This is a genomic window from Bradyrhizobium symbiodeficiens, from assembly GCF_002266465.3.
GTDB classification, from domain to species: domain Bacteria; phylum Pseudomonadota; class Alphaproteobacteria; order Rhizobiales; family Xanthobacteraceae; genus Bradyrhizobium; species Bradyrhizobium symbiodeficiens.
On record NZ_CP029427.2, the window covers coordinates 5253958 to 5272198 of the forward strand.

Consider the following 18241-nt stretch of genomic DNA (forward strand, 5'->3'; position numbering starts at 1 on the left):
CGATCCTCAGTCCGCGTTACAGCCCGATCTGAGGAGTATCCGAAATCACTCAAGAGAGGATTAGCGGCAAGCGGCCAGCCAAGAGGGTGCCTTAACCAATCATTGACCATAAAAAACTATGAAAAATCATGCGGCTAACGAAGCCTTACCGTTCCATCAGAGAATCTCCGCCAAACTACGGGGGCAGGTTCGCTGCGCGGGCTGAGAGGCGGCATCTCCTTACCGCGCTGGTGTTGATGGCACCGATTTTTGCGGGTATTCCGCAGGCCTTCGCCCAACAGGCGAACCAGCCGGGCTTCGATCCGCGCCAGCCCGAGAAATATTTCGATAACCAAACCGAGCGAGAATCGCTGAGCCGGCCTCCGGTTCAGCTTCCGAGCGTCGGGCAGCCGAACACCGGCGGGGATACCAAGCCGCAATTCGTGCTGCGCGGCGTCACCGTCAGCGGCGCCCACGCTGTCTCCCAGGATCGTATCGCCACGGTCTATCAGTCCTATCTCGGCAAGCAGGTTTCGCAGGCGGATCTCGCTGCGATTGCCGGCGCGATCAGCGAGCTCTACCGCGCCGACGGATTCCATCTGAGCCGGGCCATCGTGCCGCCGCAGGACATTGCCGATGGCCGCGTCCGGATCCAGGTGATCGAAGGCGCCATCGTGCAGGCCGAGCTGAAAGGCGACGGCGCCGAGCAGTTCGGCGTAAGGCCGATGCTTGGGCCGATTCTAGCCGAGCAGCCGTCGCGCCTGCCGACACTCGAACGTCAGCTCTTCCTCATCAACGGCAGGCCGGGCGTCCGGATCACCGATACCGCGCTGGAGGAGATCGGTGGTACGACCGGCCGCTTCCGCCTCATCGTCTTCTTGAAGACCTGGCACGTCTTCTCCTCGTTCGGCTTGGACAATCTCGGATCGTCATCGGTCGGCCCGTGGCAGACCTACGCGACCGGCGCCTTCAACTCCTACCTCACGCCTGGAGACACGCTGGCAGTCAACCTGTCGACGATTGCCAACGACCCGCGCCAGCTCGGCTTCACCCGTTTGTCCTACGACGCGCCGGTCGGCATCGACGGCCTGCGCCTCGGCGGGTCGGTGCTGTACAGCGCGGTCAGGCCGGGCGATGCCCGCCGCCTCGACAACGACATCACGACGACCGAGGCGTTCGAGCTGCGGGTCAGCATCGTCCCGCTCCAGTCGCAATCCTCCACGCTCACGTTGACTGCGGCGACGACCTTCAGCAACGTGTCCGAGCACGACCGTTACGGTCCCTGGTACAACGACCATATCAGGACCGCGAGCCTGACCGCCGATTACCGGCTGCAGGATCGCTTCGGCGGCACCAATCTTGCGACGCTGACCTACCGCCACGGCCTCGACATCTTCGGCGCCTCGCATTTCGACGACGAGCTGTTGTCGCGCGCCGGCGCCTCCTCGAACTTCTCGGTGCTGAACCTCTGGTTCACGCGCTACCAGACGCTCAGCGATGCCTGGTCGCTCAAGCTCTCCGCGGCGAGCCAGACGGCATCGCGGCCGCTGTTCACCTCGCAGCAATTCTATCTCGGCGGCGCGGCCTTCGGCCGGGGCTATGGCGCGGCCGAGATCAGCGGCGACAATGGCCTTGCCGGCTCGCTCGAACTGCGCTTCGACCAGAAGCTCAATTTCCGCTACTGGACCGGCTATCAGCTCTACGCCTTTGGCGACGCTGGCGCAGTCTGGAACGACGGTTACCACCTGAGCGACAGCCTGTCGCTGACGTCGGCCGGAGCCGGTGTGCGCTTCTTCATGCCAGACGATCTCCAGGCCGATCTCGCCGTGGCCGTGCCTCTGAGCTACCGGGCGCCGGACAACCAGCGCCGCAGCCCGCGCTTCCTGCTCACCCTGTCGAGCGCATTCCGGCTCTGCCCCGAACGCGGCAACTCCGGCTGTCTCTAGTTGGCCTGTGGTTCGCGCGGCGGCGCGACATGCGGCCCTTTTGCGGCCTTGCTCACAGACTTGCCTAAATTTAATCCAGTAACCTGCTCACGGTCGCTCGATCCGGGAGTTACCAATGGCCATGTTCAGCGGAACGTGATTTGAGACGAGACGAATGAAGCGAGTTTTTGCAGTCCTGGCGTTTCTCTGCATCCTCGGCGTCGGGGAATATTTCGTCGTCAGCCGGTTCGCGATCCGCCACGAAACTTTGGCCCTGTATGACGCGGCGCGGCAGCGGCCGATCTCAGTCGAGGTGGCGGTGCGGCGCGATTACGAGACCAAGGCCAATCTCGGCCTCTGGAAACTCCCGCTCGCCATCATCAGCAACGGCAACACCGTCAAGGCCACCGAATATTCCTTCCTCGCCAACGTGCTCGCCGCGCGCGGCTATATGGTTGCCAGCATTCAGCAGGACCTGCCGAGCGATCCGCCGTTGATGACCCATGTCGGTCAGCCATATGTCGGCCGACGCGAGGTCTATATCCGCTGCGAAGCCAACATTCTTTTCGTGCTGGACAAGCTGAGGAGGCAGCAGGAGAACGTCGACTACGACCACATCACCCTCGTCGGCCATTCCAACGGCGGCGATGTCTCCATGTATGTGGCCCATCAACACCCGGAGCTGGTGTCGAAGGTGATCACGCTCGACAATCTGCGGGTGCCTTTCGTGCTCAGCGACGGCCTGAAGATCCTGTCCTTCCGGTCGAAGGACCCGCATTTCGTGACCGATCCCGGCGTGCTGCCGACACCGGAAGAGGCCAAGGCGCGCGGTATCGACATCGTCCATACCGGCGCGCAGCACACGGAAATGAGCGATCGTGGGCCCAACGCGGTCAAGGAGAAGATTCAGGAGACGCTCGACCGCTTCCTGCGTGACAGCGCCAGCAGCGCGCTCGCGCCGGCCGATACGAAAAGCCCGATGATCATGAATCCGGGCGACTATTAGCCGGGAACGCCTTGCGGCAGATCAAGGCGGCTCCGAGGCACGAGGCTAAAAAAGGTGATATGGCCCCGGAGAGACACGTGTCGAACTATATCGAAAGTCTTGAAGCGAAAGGTCTCGATACGAGAAGTCTCGTTACAAAGAGCCTTGGCCTGCCCGCGGCGAGAATGCCGGCCTTCGCAAGGCATCTCTATCGTTCCGTCCGCAAGCTGCTGCGGTCCATCATCGGCCGCATTGATCTCTCGCAATTTCCGGGATCGTGCTGCGGATAGCATGGCGATCGCCAACGAATTCATGAAGGTTGCTCTATGCGTCAGCATTTGAGACGAATTTACCTGCTGCTAGCCGTAACCTCGAGCTTCGGCACGTCGTCCGCTCTCGCAGCCGATGCCGATCACGGTGCCGACCTCGCCAAGCGCTGGTGCGCAAGCTGCCACGTCGTCGCGAACGGCCAGACCCAGGCGAGCGCGGACGTCCCCTCCTTTGTCTCCGTTGCGCTCAGACCGGACTTCAGTCCGGAGAGGCTCGCCTTCTTCCTGCTCGATCCGCACCCGAAGATGCCGAATTTCCCCCTAAGCCGAACCGAAGCTGGCGATATCGCGGCCTACATCGCATCGCTGCGCTAAAGCGAAACATCTTTAGGTCGAATCGATCGCTGCGGCTCGTTCACCGCTCGCGGGAGAGGGAACGCACCTCCGTCATTGCGGCAATCGGGGCTCATCTCGTTACGCGCAGAACACGACGCTTGCCACAAATGCAAATCCCTGCCGGCGGTCCGACAGGGATCAGCAGAACGGATGACGGACGGCGAACGAGGCCGTTCGGTGGCCCGTCATCGACCTTGGGTGCGCACGCAGAGAATCAGGACTTCCCCTTGCCCGGCTGCATGAGACTGCCGGTCATCTGGCGCATGTGATCTCCGGCACTGGTGAACTGGCTGCGCAGGAAGTCGGACTGGATTCGCATCGCTTCCTGGAGGTCGGTGGCATGAACCAGCTTGCGCGCATGCTCGAAGGCCGACTTCATGTTCTGCTCGGTGAAAACCAGCGCCTGCTTCGACACCTCCGTCCCCGCTCCTGGAACGGACGACATCGATTTGGTAGCGGCTTCGAAAAACATGCCGAATGCTTTTTCCGCCTGATCAATTGTCTTCTCGGCCAGGTCGCGCAGTTCGGCCGGAACTTCGAGCTTCGGTTCGATCATGGTCGCACTCCCTTCGTTTTCCCAATTGAATACCACACTTGCCGGATCGCCTTCCAGCGGCCAGGCTCGGGGACACCAGGTTTGGGGACGTCGCCGGCGGTCCGGCTCCGGCGCGGAAACGAACGGGAAAATGAAAGTGGAGGCGGAAAGCCGGCGCGCGGCCGGCTCAGGACAAGGGGTGCTCGGGAAGAGCCTCTTCGGTGGCGAGGTCTTCGACCAGCTTGATGACCTCGAAACGCTGTCGCGGCGCGAGCTTCAGAAACGCGCGGAGCAAGCGCAGGCTTTCGACGGTGCCGCTCGCGGGCGCACCGACCTTGAGGTGCAGTTCAGCCGCGAAATTGAGGTTTTTCATCTCGCACCTATTCACAAGCACCGGCTTCGTGAGCCACTCGAGAACCGAACGCCATAACAGGACACGCCATAACGCGCCCCCTGGCGACGAACTCCCGGCCGGGTGGCCCGGCGGGTTGGCACGCCGAACGACATGTCCAAACGGACGGCTCAACCAGAGGGTTGCAATTATGCCAAGGAACAACCCCTCCGGCAAGCCCGACAATGGCTGTAGCGATGCTTCGTCTGCATCGCACCACGGCAATTCCGGATAACAGGTATATCGACCGCCGTCACCCACCTGCGTCAACAAGCGGCATCAATCACGCCCACAGTCCGGATCGCTGTCAATCGGGACAAACGTTTCTGCTTGTTTCCGACATGAACGGACATTGGCGACGAATTGGCGCTTCTCCAGCGCATACACGTAATTGTTGAGTCTCGCCCTGGCGGTTGTACCAGCACGAAACGAAGGTCGATCCGGCAGCCGATCTCCGACGTCCTGACCCCGGCGCGGCTGCCGCCTCGGGAATTCATCCGGGTTGGATATGCCTCCACCCGTGAACCGTTGTCCGTGACCGAACGACCAAGGCGTTGCGACACGGCCACGCAGACAACGGGCGCCTTGGCTGAAAACTCTTCGATTCGGGCGCGCCTCAGCACCAAAGGACGACGGCATGCTTTCTCGCTGCGATCTCATCAAGGGCGCCGCGGTCGCGCTTTTTACCCTCTCGATACAAGGCGCATGGGCGCAGGAGACCAGGATGAACCTGTTCAAGATCGTCACCATCAAGGACGAAATCGTCGTCGGGTTGTCGGCGGAGGAGCTTCAGGCGCTCGGCGGCAATGATGCGAGCGCGGTTGCGCACGCGCTGGCGCAGAAGGGCGATCTCACGGTCTGGCAATATAACGTGCATCGCGGCCCGAACGGTGAATTGCAGCAGGCGCCGACAGCCAGGATCGGGCTATTGGCCAACGCCTCGCTCCGCGTCGAGCCCTATACGACGCCTTATCAGATTGTGCCGCATCCGTGAGCGGCCGACTGGCACGCCCGCGGCACAGACCGCAGGCGTGCCGTTGTCATCTGCGCCGCCCTGCGTGCTGTGCCCCCGTTTCCGTCGCAAAGCCGTAGATCAGCGCCAGCCGATCCAGGCACTCGCGAAAGCGTCGCGCGAAATAGTCGTTCCAGCGCTGCGTACGGACGGCACGACGCTGCCCGATCTGATCCATGGTCAGGCCCAGCACCAGCACGTCGTGCACCAGCGCCGCGCCGTCGGTCCCGAGTTCGCGCTCGATCTGGTTCAGCCGCAGCACCGCCTGGCGCTGGCTCTCGGTGACCGGCTCGCGCGTGCGCGCGCCATCGACATATTCGCGGGTCGGGTCCATCGCCTGGGGGCCCCGCTCCGCTCTCTCCCAATCGTTCTGGAAAGCGCGCCCGCCGAGGTATTGCGCCTCGTCGATTTGGTGGTGTGCGTGCAGCCGTCCCAGCGGATCGCCACGGATCGACCGGATCGCCACGATCTTCTCGCCGGCATCGAGCGCCAGCGGATTGTCGACCTCGACCTCCGCCACTTCGGCATTGAACGGCACGTCGCGGGACCGCCGGTCGTAGATCTGCGCCAATTTGTAGGACTTGTTGCGTCGGACGCGAGCCACCTGGATACTCCTTGCGAGATTGACCATGGAAAGACTGAGAGCTCAGGCCGCGACGACCAGCTTCAGCACGACGGGACCGGGGACACGGGCGGACGCAGCCCCGGAGCGACGCGTCAGGCCCGCATGCGGCGCGCAATAGCTGGAGCCCGGCTGGCGCGGATGGCCGCAGAAGGCGATCTCCTCCCCCTCCTTGTCGCCGCCATAGGGATAGCGGCAGTCGGCCGGCTCGAGTTCGACCAGTTGGATCAAGCGCGGCTGGATGCCGACGCAGCGCAGCTTCAGCGGCGCCGCGGGCTTCATTGCGGACTTCGGCGGCACGTTCAGGTTCGGTAGCACCGCGCGGCGCGGCGAAACCGGAGCCTCACCCGGCAAATATGGCGCGAGTGATGGGCTCACGATCCATTCCGGAATGACGAGCCCGAGCCGCTTGGCGCGGCCGATCACCGCATTGCGCGTGTAAGCCGTTCCAAACCTTGCGTTAATCTGCCTTCCGACCTCCGCATAAGACATGCCCTTGAGGAAATAGTCGCGAAGCGCGTCGGAGTGCTCCGACGGCCAATGGCCCGGTTCCATGCTGCTGTCCTGTGATGCGCCCCTCCGATCGCACGACCGGGGGCGAAACAGACATTCCGGTATTCCGAATCCAAAGTCAAGCAATAATTCTGATATTCATAATTGCAATAATTCCGAATTTCGGATTACAAGAGCGGGACGATGGGTAATCGAGGGAATCACCATGTTGGACGTTGCAATGATCGAGCGGGGCCTGGAGAAGACGGGCAAGAGCAAGGGCGGCCTCGCGGCGGCCATGGGCGTGCGGCCCGGCGCGGTCTCGGAGATCCTGGGCGGCGAACGCCTGGTGAAGGCCTCGGAGATCGTTCCGATCATGGAATATCTCGAGCTCAATCTCGCGCCGATCATGGGCCGCGTCGGCGCCGGCGCTGTGATCGAGCCGGATTACGAGCAGGTCCCCCCGGAGGGTCTCGGCGATGTCGCGCTGCCCTTCCCGATCATGGAAGAGACCGTCGCCTTCGAGATCGTGGGCGATTCGATGCTGCCTAAATACGAGAGCGGCGACGTGATCGTGGCCTACAAGGACCAGCGCCATCCGCTGTCCTCCTTCTACGGCGAAGAGGCCGTGGTCCGGCTCAAGACCGGCGAGCGCTATTTGAAGACGATCGAGCGGGGAAAAAGCCCCTCCGTCGTCAATCTCACCAGCTTCAATGCCAAGCCGATCGTCGGCGTCAAGCTCGAGTGGGTCGGTGAGATCTGCCTGTCCATGCCCAAAGGCCAGCTCGAGCGGATGCGCGCCAAGTCGGCGCGCCCCCGCAAGAAGGGCAAGTAAGGCTTCGCCAAGGCCAGCGACTTCGATTTTTTCGAAATCGCCCTTGACTTGCTTCCGTTTTTCGGAAATAATCTGCCGCGTGCCCGCAACGGGGGCGCGGCAGAGTCGTTTTGATGCAGTATTTCGTCGTGATGATCGACTATGGACGGCGGGGCCGCGAGGCGGTCGTCGACCCTGAAATCACGAGGCGCGAGGTCATCTCCCGCATCGCCTCGGGCGAATACCGGAATGTCTCGTTCATCCACGAGATCGCCGGTAGTTCGATCGAGGACGTCACCGAGGCCATCCTGACCGAGGCCGCCCTGCCCCAGATCCCGCCAGAGGATATCGACCTGCAGGCAATTCGCCTCGATCACGCCCGCGATCTGCGCAAACACGAACGGACGTGACGCAGTCCCGTAGGGGGCCTGCGTCACCGTCGGGACCGACATCACACCAGAAGGACGGTCGATCCCGTGGTCTTGCGGGCGGCGAGATCGGCGTGCGCCTTGGCAGCGTCCTTCAACGGATAGGTCTGGTGCACCTCGATCTTCACCGCGCCGGACTTGACGACGTCGAACAACTCGTTCGCCATCGCGACCAGATTTTCGCGCTTGGCGGCGTAGGTGAACAGCGTCGGCCGGGTGACGTAGAGCGAGCCTTTCTGCGCCAGCAGGCCAAGATTCAGCGGCTCGACCGCGCCGGAGGATTGGCCGAACAGCGCGGCAACGCCGAGCGGAGCGAGGCAATCCAGCGATTTCAGGAACGTGTCCTTGCCGACGGAATCGTAGACCACGGGGACCTTCTTGCCGCCGGTGATCTCGTCGACCCGCTTCACGAAATCCTCGCGGGTGTAGATGATGACATGGTCGCAGCCGTGCGCCTTGGCAAGCTTGGCCTTCTCGTCGTTGCTGACGGTGCCGATCACGGTCGCACCGAGGTGCTTGGCCCACTGGCTCAGGATCAGACCGACCCCGCCCGCCGCCGCATGCAGCAGGATGGTATCGCCGGCCTTCACCCGATAGGTCTGCCGGATCAGATATTGCGTGGTGAGACCCTTCAGCATCATCGCCGCCGCGGTCCTGTCGTCGACGCCGTCAGGCAGCTTCAGCAGGCGGTCCGCAGGGATCACGCGCGCCTCGGAATAGGCACCGAGCGGCGAGGCGCCATAAGCGACACGATCGCCCGGCTTCAGATCGGAGACACCGGGCCCGATTTCCTCGACGATCCCGGCCGCCTCGCTGCCGAGCCCGCTCGGCAGTTGCGCCGGATACAGGCCGGAGCGGTTGTAAATGTCGACGAAGTTGAGACCGACGGCGGTGTGGCGGATGCGTGCCTCGCCCGGTCCTGGCTTGCCGACGCTGACCTCCTCCCAGACCAGGACTTCCGGACCGCCGGTCTTGTGAAAACGAATGGCATGCGTCATGGGCGTTGCTCCCTTATCGTTGGTTGAGGATCCGGAAAACCGGATTGGCGGCAGAAATAGGCATTCGGTCCGCCCGTTACAGTACAGGCACGTAACAAGAATGTCACAGCGCGCGACAAACGTCTCCCGTTCCATCTCCGTTCGAAAGAGTTGATGACGCGCCTGGAGCGGCCGGCAGTAGCTTCTGCGCGGGGTTTGGTTGTCGCCTGCGAAGGAGAACCAAGATGCCAGCTTATGTACAGCATCATCAGGATATCGAGATCGCGCCTGTGAATTGCCCGACATGCATGGGGTTCCTGCCGATGTATGTACGCGAGGTCGAACCGCATTGGAGCCTCGCCAAGATCGACTTCGTCTATGAATGCGCCGATTGCGGCGCCGAGGTCAGACAGACGATCCGCAAGCCGGAGCTGCTGCGGCACTGATCCCGCGCAAATATCCGCGACGAGACGTATTTGCGTCGAACGGAAATAGCGCCGTCCGTGCGGGTCTGGTCCTTCCCAAACGAGGCTTGTTCTTTGCCGGGAACGCAGGCAGAACAAGCCTCAAGCAAGACCTTTGGGAGCGCCCTTTCGTGGCTGATCAGAAGGCCTCGACCTCGATCGAGGCAGTGCAGAGCGGCCTTGCCGCGCAGGGCTATATCGCGAGCCGGCAGATCGCGACCGCCGTTTACTTGTCGCAACAGATCGAGAAGCCGATCCTGGTCGAGGGCCCCGCGGGCGTCGGCAAGACCGAGCTTGCCAAGGCGATCGCCGCCTGGCGCGGCATGAAGATGATCCGCCTGCAATGCTACGAAGGCCTCGACGAGGCCAAGGCGCTCTATGAATGGAAATACGCCAAGCAGCTTCTCTATACGCAGATCCTCAAGGACAAACTCGGCGAAGTCCTGGGCGGCGCGCAGACGCTGGATGCCGCGCTCGACCAGCTCCACGATTTCGGCGACGTGTTCTTCTCAAAGGAATTCGTCGAGCCGCGCCCCCTGCTCCAGGCGCTGGAGCAGCCGGGCGGCTGCGTGCTGCTGATCGACGAGATCGACAAGTCGGACGCCGAATTCGAATCGCTGCTGCTGGAGATCCTGTCTGATTTCCAGGTCACGATCCCCGAGCTCGGCACCGTCTCCGCAATCACGCCGCCGACGGTGATCCTCACCTCCAACAGCGAACGCGATCTCGGCGATGCCCTGAAGCGGCGCTGCCTGCATCTGCATATCGGCTTCCCCGAGCAGCGGCTCGAAGAACGCATCGTCGAGAGCCGGGTGCCCGGCATCTCGCAGGCGCTGCGCCGGCAGATGGTCGGCTTCATCCACGAGATCCGCTCGCTCGATCTGAAGAAGCTGCCCTCGGTCAGCGAGACCATCGACTGGGCACGCGTTCTGGTGCTGCTCCAGGCCACGGAGCTCGACACCGAGATGGTCAAGGACACGCTCAACGTGCTCCTGAAATACGAAGCCGACATCGAGGCTGCATCGCCACAGGTGACGACCTTCATTGCCAAGGCGGCCCGGTCGAACGTCTTCGGTTGACGCCGATGCGCGAGAATCTCCATCGTTTCTTTCGGGCGGCTCGCGGCGCCGGCGTCCACGTTTCGCCCGCCGAAAGCATCGATGCGATGCGCGCGGTCGCGCAGGTCGGCATCTCCGACCGCGCCGTCCTGCGCGATGCACTGCTCCTGACCCTTGCCAAATCGCAGGACGAGAAGCTCGCGCTCGGCGACTGCTTCGACCTGTTCTTCAGCCAGCCGGAGCCGCGGCAGGATCAGACCGAAGCCAATAGCGAGGAGAACGCCTCGCAGGATCCGGATCAGTCGCCCTCCTCCGGCTCGGCCAGCGAAGCGGGCGAAGGCCAGCCTCCCGAAGACTTGGGTCCGCTCGCGCAAATGCTGCTGTCGCAGGACCGCAGCGCGATCGCGGCGGCCATCGCCAATGCCTCCGGTGCCGCCTCCCTGTCGGACATTCGCTATTCCACCCAGCGCGGGATCTTTTCCAGCCGCATCCTCGATGCCATGGGTCTCCAGCGCCTGCGCGACGATCTCGACGCGCTGACCGCGACCAACCCGGCTCTCGCGGAGCGTCTGCGCAGCGCGCTCGACGCGTTGCGCGAAGCCGTGCGCGACACCGTCTCGCAGGGGCTTGCGCTCTACGCCCGTGAGGAAGCCGAAAACCTCCGCAACGAGATCCTGCGCAACGCGCCGCTCGCGCGCATCGAGCGGCGCCAGGTCGCGGAGATGCGCGCCCTGATCCGCCAGATCGCGCGCCGCCTGCGCGAGCGCTACTCGAAACCGCGCAAGCGCCAGCGCCGCGGCCATCTCGATGTCCGTCGCACGCTCCGGCGCAACGCCGCCTGGGGCGGAATTCCCTTCCTCACCGCATGGAAGCGCAAGCATCGCGACCGGCCGAAGATCGTGGCACTTTGCGACGTCTCCGGGTCGGTCGCGCAAGTCTCCGATTTCTTTCTACTCCTGATCCACTCGCTGCACGAGGTGGTCGACGACGTCCGCTCCTTTGCCTTCTCCTCGCACATGATCGAGGTCAGCGAGATCCTGGAAAAGAAGTCTCCCGAGGAGGCGATGGCCGAGATCATGTCCAAGGTCGGCTTCGGTTCGTCCGACTACGGTTCTTCGCTGGTCGATTTCGAAAAGGACTTCATGAGCGCGCTGACGCCGCGGACCACGGTGATCGTGCTCGGCGATGCCCGCAGCAACAATCTCGACCCGCGCGCCGACATCCTGCGCCGCATCTCCGAACGCTCGAAGCGACTGGTCTGGCTCAATCCCGAAGGACGGCTCGCCTGGGGCTTTGGTGATTCCGAGATGCCGCGCTACGCGACCTTCTGTACGGTCGTACGCCAATGCGCCACCGCGCAGCAGCTTGAGCGCGCGGTGTCCGACATCGTGGCGACTTATCAATAGACGCTCTCGGCGCGGCCAGCGTCAGTTTCGCGCAAGCTCCACTTGGCCGACGTTACACTCCCGAAAGTGATAGGCAATTTCGTCGAGCGCGCGCTGCTCCCATTCTTCGGCTTGCGCGAGCCAGAAATTCCGGCGATCGCAATCGAGCGCCGCACGCTCCCGGCACAGGGATTCCTGACTGCGAATTTCGACCAGCCTGTTCATGCACTCCACTCCTGCAGCGTGAAGTCATTCGCCGGGAATCACCGTAACAGACTCCTCGACCTTTCGTCTCACGATATCTGTGCATATTGCGACGCAGAATGGGACAGCAGCGCTTCCCGTGCGTCGCAGCAACTTGCCGTGCAACACCAAGCCGACATCATCAATATGTGATCGAAGCTCGGGACGATATCCGCAATCCAGCGATCTTTCCTCTTGTGGCGCAATGAAGTGCGGCAATTCGTGAAGAGACGTTCTAAACAGCACACCGGATTCCCGACTCATTGTCATCGCATGGTCTTCACGCAGCGCCGCTAACAGAGGCGCGAATGGCACTATCGTTTGAGGCAACATGAGCAACGACATCGACTTCGATCTTTCGCCGGACCAATGGGAGGCGCTGCGCACGCTTCGCAATCCGGTGTCGAGCGGTCGCCTCTCGAAGGCCTATCTCGTCGAAAGCCTCGTCAAGCTCGGCCTCGTTGTCGTCAATGATGGCGTCCCCGTGATGACGCCTACGGGACGCAAGGCACTCGTGCGCGGATCATGCCGGCTGCTGGATCTTGCGGCATGACGATGCCGTTCGTTTCGGCGAAGGCATAACGACTGACGGGTGGGCCCCGCTCCGAACGGGGGACGACGCAAGAAGCGTCGCGTCGCCCCCGCGATACCAGAGTGACGTCCAGCGCCACTTTCCGGGGTACCCCGCGTCAATCTGGCACGGTTGTTGCTCCGATTTGACGTCCAAGTCGCGTCAAATCGGGGGAATCTACCATGTCGACCATCGCAGCGGCGCCCGCCGCCGAGCCGAAGCCGCTCTATACCTCGCTGTTCGTTCAGGTCCTGGCCGCCCTTGTGCTTGGCGTCATCCTCGGGATGGCCGTGCCGGATTTCGCGATCGGGCTCAAGATCCTCAGCGACGCCTTCCTGAAGCTGATTTCGATGATCGTGGCACCGATCGTGTTCTGCGTCGTCGTGCACGGGATTGCCGGCGCCGGCGACCTCAAGAAGGTCGGCCGGGTCGGCGTCAAGGCGCTGGTCTATTTCGAGGTCATGACGACCGTGGCCCTCGTCGTCGGCCTGTTGCTCGCCTACCTCTTCGGCCCCGGCCACGGCATGAACATCGATCCCTCGACGCTGGATGCCAAGGCGCTCAATACCTACGCCGACAACGCCCACAAGCTGTCAGGCGGCGGCATCGGCGCCTTCCTGATGAACGTGATCCCGACCACCTCCTTCGATGCGCTGTCGCGCAACGACGTGCTCCAGGTGCTGTTCTTCGCGGTCCTGTTCGGCGTCGGCCTCGCGCTCGTCGGCGGCGAGAAGGGCAAGCTCGTCACCAGCATGATCGATGCCGCCTCCACCGTGCTGTTCCGCGTCATGGGCCTGATTGTCCGCGTCGCACCACTCGGCGTGCTCGGCGCGGTCGCCTACACTGTCGGCAAATACGGCGTCGGCTCGCTCAAGCAGCTCGTCTCGCTGGTAGCGCTGTTCTACGTCTCGGTCGGCATCTTCGTGCTGGGCGTGCTCGGCGGGGTGATGGCGCTCGTCGGAATCAACATCCTCAAATTCCTCGCCTACCTGCGGGAAGAGCTGACCATCGTGCTCGCGACCGCCTCCTCCGATGCCGTGCTGCCGCAGATCATGAAGAAGCTGGAGCGGATGGGCGTGAAGGATTCCGTGGTCGGTCTCGTGATTCCGACCGGCTATTCCTTCAACCTCGACGCCTTCTCGATCTACCTGACGCTCGCTGTCGTCTTCATCGCACAGGCGACCAACACGCCGCTGTCCTTCGGCGACCTCCTGCTGGTTCTCGGCGTCTCCCTGATCACCTCCAAAGGCGCACATGGCGTGCCGGGCTCGGCCATCGTGATCCTGGCCGCGACCCTCAATGCGGTGCCCAGCATTCCCGCGATCGGGCTCGTGCTGGTGTTGTCGGTCGACTGGTTCATCGGCATGGCCCGCGCGCTCGGCAACCTCGTCGGCAACTGCGTCGCGACCGTCGTGGTCGCGGCCTGGGAAGGCGATCTCGACCGCGCCAAGGCGGCCGAGGTGCTGGAGGGTGGCGAACTGGTGGACGTCACGGCGGGATAGCGCCCCGCCGGATCAGTCGTTCCATTGGAGGAGCGGCGTTCCATGCGCCCTCCTCCAGACCGACAGGAAGCGTGGAAACCAGGAATGGGCCACGGCGCCCTTGTAGGCCCAGGTGCGGTACTTCAGCCCCTGTTCCGAGATCAGCTCCTGATATCCGCCGTGGAGTTCGGTCGCGGTGCGAATGTCCTTCAATATCCCTTGCGCGCAGGCCCGGTAGTTATCGCCGCCAGAGACCTCGTCGTAGTCGAGCATCCGGTCCGCGAACTCGACGTTGAACGTCGGCCAGGACGAACGTCCCTGATAGGCGGGAGCCGCAATCTTGTGGATCAATTTGTTCCGGGGATTATCCGCGGACACCAGGAAGTGGAACGTAGAGGGTATGCGGAAGCGCGGCTCCGCGATGATCAGATCCGTCGTGGCCGCGAACAGCGCCCGCTCGCTCGCATCGGTCATATCCCAGAAGCCGCGATGCACGCCGACGAAATCCAGCGCGACCGCGGACACCGGCGGGCCCTTCGGGCCATCCAGGGAATGCCTGATGTAGCCCTCTTTGCCGAACAGACGGAGCAGGTCCTTCTTGTACTGCGCGAGATCGCGTCCGAGCAGCCGCTTCAGCTCGTTCTCCTCGATGATGCCGAGCTGCACGCTCCACAGGAAGGTCGTGTAGACGCAGGCATTGGTGACAAAGCGCCTGCGTTCCGCACGGGTATCCGTTGCAGCCGAGCGAGGGCCACGGGCATCACACAACAGATACCTGGTGCCGTCATCGTCGAACGGCTCGAGCTCGCTTGCGAGCTGCAGGATCGCACGCTTCAGGTCACCACCGTATTCCGCCTGCAGCAGCCGGCCCGCGTGCGCGCATTGTGCCATCACCAGATAGGACGGCGCCCTCTGATCCGCCGAGATCATCTGCTGCAGGCCGGCGAGAATGCCGAGCAGCGTGTCCGAAGGCCGCGAGAAATAATTCACGCCGAGATACCGGCCGCGCCCCGCCGGGACGATGGTCGTCGTGACGACGTCGGCACGAACCGCCTCCAGCAACAAACGGACACTCTTGTCGAGCAGGTGCGCTCGCCGCGCCGCGTCCTGCGCATCCATGATGGTCTCGGGGTCGAGCACATCAGGATAGAACCAGGCGAAGTCGCGGGGGTAATAGGCGGATGCGTGCGGCGCGCCCGTGACGAGGAAGGCCTCGGTCACCGAAAAGGCGCTGTCCATCGAGTGCCGGTAAAGGTCCTCGATCCCAGACAACGAATGGTGCGATTTTCTCAGGAATCGATCACCGAGAAAATTGACCGCCTGGAGGGCGTTGGCGAAGAAGGTCGCGGCAACGCCTTGGTAAAATCGGTTTCCGCGATCTGAGGGCAACGAGATATCGCAATTCATATGTGGCCAAGTGACTCCGGTGGTGCGGCCACCATCCGAAGCATGGCTGATTCGTATTTCCTCCAGATGACGTGTCGGCTTCCGGCGGGGCTTATCCGACCCGCCCGGACTAGCCTTCTCGTGGTCTGAAATTCTCGATCACCCGCAGCAGCACCCGGGCACCGGCGTCGGCATCGGCGAGCTCTACATGCTCGTCCGGGTGGTGGCTGATGCCGCCGCGGCAGCGGACGAAGACCATGCCGACGTCGGCGATGTCGATCATGGCCATGCCGTCGTGCCCTGCCCCGCTCGGAAGCTCGAACACGGAGAAGCCCTCCGCTCCGATCGCCTGCGCGATCTGCTCCTTGAGCCACGGCGCGCAAGGCGCGGTGCGGTTCTCGTGGGTGACGTCGAGCTGGAGGGCCAGGTGCCGGCGCCTGGCGATCGCCTCGATCTGGCGGACGATATCGGCGACCGCGCGTTTGCGGTGCATGTCGGTCGGCGCCCGCATGTCGATGGTGAAGGACACCTCGCCCGGGATGACATTGGTCGCGCCGGGCCTCGCCTGGATGTAGCCGACAGTGCCGACGAGCCCACTCTCGTCGGTGCGGCAAAACTGCTCGATCGCCCCGATGCATTCGGCCGCTCCCGTGAGCGCATCACGCCGAAGCGCCATCGGCACGGTACCGGCATGCCCGGCCATGCCGGTCAGCCGCGCGGCAAGCCGCGTGGCGCCGGCAATCGCGGTGACGACACCGACAGGCAGGTCCTGCGCTTCCAGCACCGGCCCCTGCTCGATGTGCAATTCGAGATAGGCAAGCAGCTCACGCCTCGTCCGCGCGGCCGCTCCGATATGATCGGGGTCGAGGCCGAACTGCACGAGCGCATCGCGCATCGACACACCGTCGCGGTCGCGCACATTCAAGACACTCTCATCGAAGGTGCCGGCCACCGCACGGCTGCCGAGCAAGGTCGACGCGAAGCGCACGCCCTCCTCGTCGGCGAAGCCGACGATCTCGATCGCAAACGGCAGGCGCTTGCCACGGCGATTGAGATCGGCAACGCAGGCAATGGCCGTGATCACGCCCAACGGCCCGTCCCATTTGCCGGCGTCGCGTACGGTGTCGTAGTGCGAGCCGAGCATCAGGCAAGGCGCACCCGGCCGCTCGCCTTCATAGCGACCGCAGACATTGCCGATCGCATCGAGACGCGCGCTCATACCGGCGTCGCGCATCCAGCTCAGGAGGAGGTCCGCCGCCTCACGCAATTGCCTGGTGAGATAGATGCGGGTGAGGTTGTCGCTACTTTCCGAGATCGCAGCCAGATCGTTGATCCGACGCACGATCTCTTCGCCGAGCGATGCATTTTGAACGGCGTTGACGGCACCCATCTCGACGAGCTCTCTCTTCTCTGGACCGCGGCAGCGGCCGTCCTGGCGACAATCGTTAGACGTTCGGCGGCCAATCAAGCACCGGCGCCCGTCCCGACCAGCGCGTGATTAGCATGAATGCGCGTACGCGGCAGGCTGCGTCGCGCCGCTCGTGCACAGGCCCGGCTCAACACCGATGATTTCGTTCTTATCAGGGCCGGGACGGGCCGTATAATCAATATTTTCAATCAATTATCCCGAAATCCATTCAACGATCACGGGCGGCTGGTGGAGAGGGTCCACTGCGAATTCGTGTATGAAAGGCGGACCAGCGAAGCCGATCTCGCCATGATCGTCTGGCGCATGGCGGCACCGACCGGGAGGATCAATGGACGGCGTATCGAAGCGTGACGAGCAGTTTCTGCGTTTGTCCTTCGCGGTCGCGCAGCGCTCCCTCACCCATGGCAACCACCCGTTCGGCTGCATCGTCGTCGGTGCGGACGGCAAGGTGCTGATCGAGACCGAGAACGGCTACATGCCGGATCATGACGGCACCGCGCATGCCGAACGCCTGGCGGCCACCCAGGCCTGCCGCACACTCGGCCGCGAGGTGCTGGCAACAGCAACGCTCTATTCTTCGGCAGAGCCCTGCGCGATGTGCGCCGGCGCGATCTACTGGGCCGGCATCGGCCGCGTCGTCTACGGCCTCAGCGAGCATCGCCTGCGCGGCGTCACCGGCAACCATCCTGACAACCCGACCCTCGACCTGCCGTGCCGCGAGGTCTTTGCCAGCGGCCAGCGTCCGACCGAGGTCGTTGGTCCGCTGCTGGAGGACGAAGCCGAAGCGCTGCACGACGGTGTGTGGACGAAGTAGACACAAACTCCGATCAGCAGGGCGGCTTCCGCGCTCGCCAGCCGAAGTGGTGGATGATGCCTTCGGCCAATCCACCTACGACTGCCGAGCGTCTGGCGATCAGAACTTCACGGTGATACCCGAGTAGAGCGAGGACTCGGTGCACGAACCGGTGCTCACCGTCCGGCCACCGACCGCTGTGGTAAAGCCTACGGCAAGGTTGTGATCGAGACCGAACTTGTTCTGCCAGGAGCGGTAAGCCACCCGGACGTCCACGAGGTGGGAGTACTTGTCACCCCAAGCGGCCTTCGAGGCATCGAAGGTCAGGCGGATCGGCTCCGAATTCAATTCGACCGCCGTGTTGTAGACGCCGTTCGCCGGACTGTAGGGAAGCGGTTCGGCTATTGCCGGACATTGCCGTTTGATTTCGCCCTTCTTTCATGTCGAGCGGCTGTTTGGGGACGGACGGTCAGGAGCCAATGTCGCGTCGATCCGCATGGCATAATCGCGATGGCGCAACTCTGCTCACTGCGACATCGGGTCTGCATAGCGAGTTCCGATTTGGCCTGAACCGTCACAAATCTGCAACAGGCGCCGCGGGGAGCC

Annotated in this window: 22 protein-coding genes and 1 pseudogene; 14 read left to right on the plus strand and 9 right to left on the minus strand. The window is 63.3% G+C overall.

Annotated features, from left to right (window positions below):
• The first annotated feature begins 128 nt into the window (after nt 1–128).
• The 4 genes from CIT39_RS24725 (at nt 129) to CIT39_RS24740 (ending at nt 3533) form a co-directional block, all read left to right on the plus strand.
• Entirely contained in the window at nt 129–1925 is a 1797-nt protein-coding gene (locus CIT39_RS24725; RefSeq protein WP_094972642.1) for a ShlB/FhaC/HecB family hemolysin secretion/activation protein, read from the plus strand.
• A 154-nt stretch (nt 1926–2079) separates the two neighbouring features.
• Nucleotides 2080–2910, plus strand: coding sequence for an alpha/beta fold hydrolase (locus CIT39_RS33270; RefSeq protein WP_094972643.1), 831 nt, complete (start codon nt 2080–2082; stop codon nt 2908–2910).
• A gap of 77 nt (nt 2911–2987) precedes the next feature.
• A complete protein-coding gene (locus CIT39_RS24735; RefSeq protein ID WP_148667339.1) occupies nt 2988–3179 on the plus strand; it encodes a hypothetical protein in 192 nt (63 codons plus the stop codon).
• A gap of 36 nt (nt 3180–3215) precedes the next feature.
• Nucleotides 3216–3533, plus strand: coding sequence for a c-type cytochrome (locus CIT39_RS24740; RefSeq protein WP_094972644.1), 318 nt, complete (start codon nt 3216–3218; stop codon nt 3531–3533).
• Between the two features lie 235 nt (nt 3534–3768).
• Here the strand turns inward: CIT39_RS24740 and CIT39_RS24745 are convergent, their stop codons facing one another.
• Together CIT39_RS24745 and CIT39_RS24750 are read right to left on the minus strand one after the other, a co-directional pair.
• Nucleotides 3769–4110, minus strand: coding sequence for a phasin (locus CIT39_RS24745; RefSeq protein WP_094972645.1), 342 nt, complete (start codon nt 4108–4110; stop codon nt 3769–3771).
• 166 nt (nt 4111–4276) lie between these two features.
• Nucleotides 4277–4462, minus strand: a complete 186-nt coding sequence (locus CIT39_RS24750; RefSeq protein ID WP_094972646.1) for a hypothetical protein — start codon at nt 4460–4462, stop codon at nt 4277–4279.
• Between the two features lie 655 nt (nt 4463–5117).
• Here CIT39_RS24750 and CIT39_RS24755 point away from each other — a divergent pair.
• Nucleotides 5118–5474 (plus strand): hypothetical protein, encoded by a 357-nt coding sequence (locus CIT39_RS24755; RefSeq protein WP_094972647.1) that lies wholly within the window; start codon nt 5118–5120, stop codon nt 5472–5474.
• Between the two features lie 46 nt (nt 5475–5520).
• On the opposite strand, the gene CIT39_RS24760 is transcribed toward CIT39_RS24755, so the two are convergent.
• On the minus strand, nt 5521–6096 hold the full coding sequence (locus tag CIT39_RS24760; RefSeq protein ID WP_094972679.1) for a hypothetical protein: 576 nt from the start codon (nt 6094–6096) through the stop codon (nt 5521–5523).
• A gap of 42 nt (nt 6097–6138) precedes the next feature.
• On the minus strand, nt 6139–6669 hold the full coding sequence (locus CIT39_RS24765; protein ID WP_094972648.1) for a GcrA family cell cycle regulator: 531 nt from the start codon (nt 6667–6669) through the stop codon (nt 6139–6141).
• A gap of 163 nt (nt 6670–6832) precedes the next feature.
• On the opposite strand from CIT39_RS24765, the gene CIT39_RS24770 reads away from it, so the two are divergent.
• Nucleotides 6833–7441, plus strand: coding sequence for a S24 family peptidase (locus CIT39_RS24770; RefSeq protein ID WP_094972649.1), 609 nt, complete (start codon nt 6833–6835; stop codon nt 7439–7441).
• Nucleotides 7442–7554: 113 nt separating this feature from the next.
• Nucleotides 7555–7830: a hypothetical protein gene (locus CIT39_RS24775; protein WP_094972650.1), complete on the plus strand. Its 276-nt coding sequence runs from the start codon at nt 7555–7557 to the stop codon at nt 7828–7830.
• Between the two features lie 41 nt (nt 7831–7871).
• Here CIT39_RS24775 and CIT39_RS24780 read toward each other — a convergent pair whose 3' ends face one another.
• On the minus strand, nt 7872–8846 hold the full coding sequence (locus tag CIT39_RS24780; RefSeq protein WP_094972651.1) for a quinone oxidoreductase family protein: 975 nt from the start codon (nt 8844–8846) through the stop codon (nt 7872–7874).
• A gap of 224 nt (nt 8847–9070) precedes the next feature.
• On the opposite strand from CIT39_RS24780, the gene CIT39_RS24785 reads away from it, so the two are divergent.
• The 3 genes from CIT39_RS24785 to CIT39_RS24795 all read left to right on the plus strand — a co-directional run bounded on the left by CIT39_RS24785 (nt 9071) and on the right by CIT39_RS24795 (nt 11753).
• A complete protein-coding gene (locus CIT39_RS24785) occupies nt 9071–9271 on the plus strand; it encodes a hypothetical protein (RefSeq protein WP_018319162.1) in 201 nt (66 codons plus the stop codon).
• Between the two features lie 149 nt (nt 9272–9420).
• Nucleotides 9421–10368: an AAA family ATPase gene (locus CIT39_RS24790; RefSeq protein ID WP_162308665.1), complete on the plus strand. Its 948-nt coding sequence runs from the start codon at nt 9421–9423 to the stop codon at nt 10366–10368.
• A gap of 5 nt (nt 10369–10373) precedes the next feature.
• Entirely contained in the window at nt 10374–11753 is a 1380-nt protein-coding gene (locus CIT39_RS24795) for a vWA domain-containing protein (RefSeq protein ID WP_094972681.1), read from the plus strand.
• A 21-nt stretch (nt 11754–11774) separates the two neighbouring features.
• Here the strand turns inward: CIT39_RS24795 and CIT39_RS24800 are convergent, their stop codons facing one another.
• On the minus strand, nt 11775–11957 hold the full coding sequence (locus CIT39_RS24800) for a hypothetical protein (RefSeq protein ID WP_094972652.1): 183 nt from the start codon (nt 11955–11957) through the stop codon (nt 11775–11777).
• A 349-nt stretch (nt 11958–12306) separates the two neighbouring features.
• On the opposite strand from CIT39_RS24800, the gene CIT39_RS24805 reads away from it, so the two are divergent.
• Together CIT39_RS24805 and CIT39_RS24810 are read left to right on the plus strand one after the other, a co-directional pair.
• Nucleotides 12307–12528, plus strand: a complete 222-nt coding sequence (locus tag CIT39_RS24805; protein WP_094891294.1) for a hypothetical protein — start codon at nt 12307–12309, stop codon at nt 12526–12528.
• 200 nt (nt 12529–12728) lie between these two features.
• Entirely contained in the window at nt 12729–14048 is a 1320-nt protein-coding gene (locus tag CIT39_RS24810; RefSeq protein WP_094972653.1) for a dicarboxylate/amino acid:cation symporter, read from the plus strand.
• 12 nt (nt 14049–14060) lie between these two features.
• On the opposite strand, the gene CIT39_RS24815 is transcribed toward CIT39_RS24810, so the two are convergent.
• Both CIT39_RS24815 and CIT39_RS24820 read right to left on the minus strand, forming a co-directional pair.
• A complete protein-coding gene (locus CIT39_RS24815; protein ID WP_094972654.1) occupies nt 14061–15434 on the minus strand; it encodes a hypothetical protein in 1374 nt (457 codons plus the stop codon).
• Between the two features lie 109 nt (nt 15435–15543).
• The gene (locus CIT39_RS24820) at nt 15544–16803 is read right to left on the minus strand and encodes an allantoate amidohydrolase (RefSeq protein ID WP_094972655.1); all 1260 of its coding nucleotides are present in this window, start codon (nt 16801–16803) and stop codon (nt 15544–15546) included.
• Between the two features lie 117 nt (nt 16804–16920).
• On the opposite strand from CIT39_RS24820, the gene CIT39_RS24825 reads away from it, so the two are divergent.
• Both CIT39_RS24825 and CIT39_RS24830 read left to right on the plus strand, forming a co-directional pair.
• Nucleotides 16921–17193 (plus strand): hypothetical protein, encoded by a 273-nt coding sequence (locus tag CIT39_RS24825; RefSeq protein WP_148667340.1) that lies wholly within the window; start codon nt 16921–16923, stop codon nt 17191–17193.
• Nucleotides 17171–17656, plus strand: a complete 486-nt coding sequence (locus CIT39_RS24830; protein WP_094972656.1) for a nucleoside deaminase — start codon at nt 17171–17173, stop codon at nt 17654–17656. The genes CIT39_RS24825 and CIT39_RS24830 overlap by 23 nt, the downstream gene beginning before the upstream one ends.
• A gap of 99 nt (nt 17657–17755) precedes the next feature.
• Here the strand turns inward: CIT39_RS24830 and CIT39_RS24835 are convergent.
• Nucleotides 17756–18034: pseudogene (locus CIT39_RS24835) on the minus strand (hypothetical protein); the annotation flags it as partial.
• Nucleotides 18035–18241 lie beyond the last annotated feature (207 nt).